3 protein-coding genes and 1 pseudogene are annotated in these 3658 nt (G+C 76.0%); 1 reads left to right on the top strand and 3 read right to left on the bottom strand.

Features of this window, described 5'->3' with window-relative positions:
- Positions 1 to 27: 27 nt before the first annotated feature.
- The 3 genes from GA0115242_RS08815 to GA0115242_RS08805 form a co-directional block, all read right to left on the bottom strand.
- A complete protein-coding gene (locus tag GA0115242_RS08815; RefSeq protein ID WP_093826322.1) occupies positions 28 to 1230 on the bottom strand; it encodes an MAB_1171c family putative transporter in 1203 nt (400 codons plus the stop codon).
- Positions 1223 to 1747 carry a ParH-like protein gene (locus GA0115242_RS08810; protein WP_176729774.1) on the bottom strand — a complete coding sequence of 175 codons (525 nt, stop codon included), beginning with the start codon at positions 1745 to 1747 and terminating at the stop codon, positions 1223 to 1225. The genes GA0115242_RS08815 and GA0115242_RS08810 overlap by 8 nt, the downstream gene beginning before the upstream one ends.
- A gap of 61 nt (positions 1748 to 1808) precedes the next feature.
- Complete coding sequence (locus GA0115242_RS08805; protein WP_093826320.1) at positions 1809 to 2240, bottom strand: helix-turn-helix domain-containing protein; 432 nt, start codon at positions 2238 to 2240, stop codon at positions 1809 to 1811.
- Between the two features lie 545 nt (positions 2241 to 2785).
- On the opposite strand from GA0115242_RS08805, the pseudogene GA0115242_RS08800 reads away from it, so the two are divergent.
- Positions 2786 to 3658, top strand: a pseudogene (locus tag GA0115242_RS08800) (hypothetical protein); the annotation flags it as partial.

The raw sequence follows: 3658 nt of genomic DNA, 5'->3' as shown, positions 1-3658 counted from the left end.
GCCGGGACGAGCCGCAGGGCGCCCGGCTCAGGCGCGCGAGCCGTGTCCCGCCGTCACCCGCGGGCCCTCCCTCTGGGCGGCGAACGCCCGGGAGACCTGGGTGAGCCACGCCGTCTCCGCCGCGAGGGCCGCGCCGACCTCGCCCGTGGCGGGCGCCGCGGGCTCGTGGACGGTCGTCGGGAGCGCGCCGCCGGGGACGGTGGGCCGGTTCGCGCGCAGATTGCGCAGCGCCTCGCGGATCATGGCGGCCTCCCGGACGGCCCGGGTGCCGCTCGTCCCCGTCGCCTCGGGCGGCGCCGGGGGCATGTACGGGCGCAGCGACAGGTAGCCGTCGCGGATCTCGATGACCGTGCGGTAGAGCGCGAACTCCCCGTCCCGCAGCGGGACTCGGCCCGCCGTAGGGGAGCCGAGGGCGATGTGCGGAAGCTGCTCGTGGAGCGCCGACCAGAGCGGGCGCAGGGCGCGCAGCCGCCGCTGGGTGCGCAGCCATCGCAGGGGCGTGCCGGTGGGCCCGCTCCAGAACGCGGTCGTGGCCGCCGCGGTGGCGAGCAGCGCGGTGAGCGCGCCGAGCGTGACGGAGACGGTGTCCTCCTCGGCGCCCAGCCGTCCCGAGGTGAGACTGATGGCGACGTCGTGGACGGCCCACAGCGTCCAGGCGACCCCGGACGCGACGGCGACGATCATGAGGCGCAGGCCGGTGCGGAGGGCGCCGGGCGCCGCGCTGCGCGCGTGGGTGAGGAGCGCCGCGCCCAGCAGGGTCTGGGCCCACACCCCGTAGAGGACGAAGACGCCGTCGAACGCGGCCAGCGCCCAGCCGCGGCCGTCGCCGACCTCGACCGAATCCGCCGTCACGGTCACCCGCCCGACGAGGTGCAGGACGACGGAGACCGCCAACGCCCCCGCGAGCAGGGCCCGGTGGCGCCGCACCGTGCGCACCGGCGGGACCGGATGGACGAGGGTGACCGCGATCAGCGAGACGTACCCGAACGCGGCCGTCTTGAGCAGATGGACCACCAGGAAGAGCAGCGAGTCGCCGCGCGCGGTCACCGGCAGCGCGGACGCGACCGCGGGGGTGTCGACGAGCATCGCCGTGCCCAGGCACCAGGCGAACGACGCGATATGACGCTGCGTCATGTCGTGCGGGGTGGGGCGGCGGCGCACGACCCGGTGGCGGTGGACCGCGAAGAGGAGGAAGAGGGCCGCCGCGACGAGGGTGGCCAGGTCAGCCATCGGCGGACGGCGAGGGGTCGGCCGGGTCCAGGTTGAAGAGGTGGGTGAGGGCGGGGGACGTGCCGGGGGCCGGGTGCCGCTGGTGGGCGCGGGCGAGGATGAGGGTGGCGAGCAGCTCGGCCTCGTGCTCCTGGGGCTCGGTGTAGACGGTCCGGCCCAGCACCCGCTGGACCAGCGCCGACGGCAGGTGCGGCATCAGCGCGGACGCCGCCGTCGCGGGGGCGGGGCCCGCGTGGTGCTCGCAGATGATGTGCGCCGCCTCGTGCAGCAGGATGTGCTGCCGGTGGAGCGGGGTGGTGTCGGTGGTGTACAGGATGCGGTCGACGTGATCCGTGCTGATGAGCAGGCCGCACGGGACGTCCGGACGGGACGCGACCGGGATCAGTTCGATGGGGCGCCCGCGCCGCTCGGCGAGGAGGGCGATGAAACCCTCGGCGCTGAAGGGGTGGGGGAGGGCGAGAGTGTCGGCGGTGCGACGGCAACGGCGCCACATCTCGTTTCTGCGGTCGCTTCTCACGTGGTGTCCCTTTACGTGCCGACCGGCCTGGTCCGCTGTGCCCGTCGGTGGGGGGTGGGGGTCAGGGAGTGGCCGGTGGCGGGGTGCCGCGCTCTCTGCGGGCGATCACCTCGATCATGTCGGTGATCGTGCCGACGCCCTCGGGGGAGAGGTTCACCGCGCGCAGGGCGAGATTGCGGATCTCGGCGTCGCGCAGCGCCCCCAGCAGCTCCAGTTCCCTGGCGATGGCGGCGCTCTGCTCGTCGTCGAAGAAGTAGGCGACCGGGACGTCGAAGAACTGCGAGAGGGCTTCGAGGTGGCGTTTGGTGGGGTTGTCCCGGCGGCCGGTGCGCAACTGCCACAGGTAGGTGGCGGAGAAGCTCTCCCCGGTGGACTCGCGGCAGGCGCGGGCGACTTCCTCGTGGCTGTACTGCTCGCGGTGCGACCGGCGGACGACGCGGAAGAGGGCGTCGATGCGTTCCGCGAGGGTGGCCGTCGCGGGGGCCGCGGCCACGCCGCTTGGCTCGGCGCCGGACTCCTGCCCGGGGCCGCGCAGAGGGTCGCTGCCGTGTGTGACGGGGTCAGCCACTGTCGCCTCGTCATCTCTCGTGTGCTCGCGTGGGTTCGTGCCGTGCGGCGATTCATCCTAGCTGGTGCGCCGCCGGTCCGGAATGCGCGGCCGGGCCTCCGGACCGTCACAAGTGGGCCTCCCACGGCGCCCGTTCGGGCGCCCGCAGGCCGCCGTCGGTGCCCGTCCGGGCACAACGTGCCTGCTGGGAGCGTCAGTTGTGCGCTTCCTCGGCTTCGGCCGGTGCGTCGGCGCGGCATGGTCTGATATAAGTCTTCAGCCTCATGTCATTCATCTCAGCTCATGACCTGCCCGCGGAAGCGGTGAACGGGAAGGGTGAGAACGGATATGGCCGAACGACCCCACGGCGGCCCGCGGTGCGCGGATCCCGGACGGTTGCGCGCCGCGCTCCGGCGCCCCCGCTCAGGCGCCCGCCGCGCGGATCTGCCGGTGGGACGGCGCGCGGACGCGCGGGGGAGGGGGCTCGGACCGTGGACGTCGCAGAGCTGAGCAGGGACGCCCGGGGCGTCGGCTGGCCGGACCCGCGCGGGGCCGTCCTGGCGGCGGCCTGCGGGCGCGGCGCGCCCTTCCTGCGCGAGACCCTCGGCGACCGCTTCGCGCGCGGCGGTCCCGTCGCACCGCGCTCCCCGGACGGTGACGTCGCCGCGCTCGTGCGCGGTGCCTGCGCCGACCAGGCGCGCGGCGGCCACGTGTCGGCGGCGGCCCGCCTGACGGAGGCGATCGCCAGGACCGCCCGCCCCGGCGCCGAGCGGGAACGCGCGGTGGCGGTCGGGATGCTCGCCGTCTCCCTGTGGCACGGGCCGGAACCGGTGGCCGTGGCGATCGAGCGCGTCGAGGAGCTGCTCGCCGTCCACGCGCCCGCGCTGCCGGACCTCGCGGCGGCGCTCGACGGACCGCTCGCCGTGCTGTGGGCGATGCGCGGACGCCCGGAGGAGTCGCGGGCCCGCCTGCGCGCGCTCCGGGACGCGGGTGAGGGGCCGCGCGGACGGGACGGCGTCCACCCGGCGGCCGAAGTGTTCTCCGCCTGGGCGGAGTTGGAGACCGGCGCGGACCCGGGCGAGGGGGCCGGGTCCGACGCCCAGTCGGCCGCACGGGAGGAGCTTTCCTCCCGTGCGGGTGAACGGGGCTCCCTCTGGGGAGCCGGGCCGGGGGGCCTCGCCGACGTGCGGGCGCGGGCCGGGGCCCGGCTCCTGCTGGACGCGGGGAGCCCCGAGCGGGCCGCGCTGCGCCTCGCGCCCTGGAGCGGCGGCGTCGGCCCCGGGCTGCCGGGGCGTGGGGCGGTGGAGGCCGCGGGTCCGTTCCCGCTCTCCGCCGTGCCGCTGTCCGTCTTCGTCGACGTGCAG

This window comes from Streptomyces sp. SolWspMP-5a-2 (assembly GCF_900091845.1).
Lineage (GTDB): Bacteria > Actinomycetota > Actinomycetes > Streptomycetales > Streptomycetaceae > Streptomyces > Streptomyces doudnae.
This window is presented reverse-complemented; position numbering and strand designations above follow the sequence as displayed.

Excerpts from the sequence above, each read along its gene's own strand:
- GA0115242_RS08815 (WP_093826322.1), bottom strand. The coding sequence starts at position 1,230 with ATGGCTGACCTGGCCACCCTCGTCGCGGCGGCCCTCTTCCTCCTCTTC.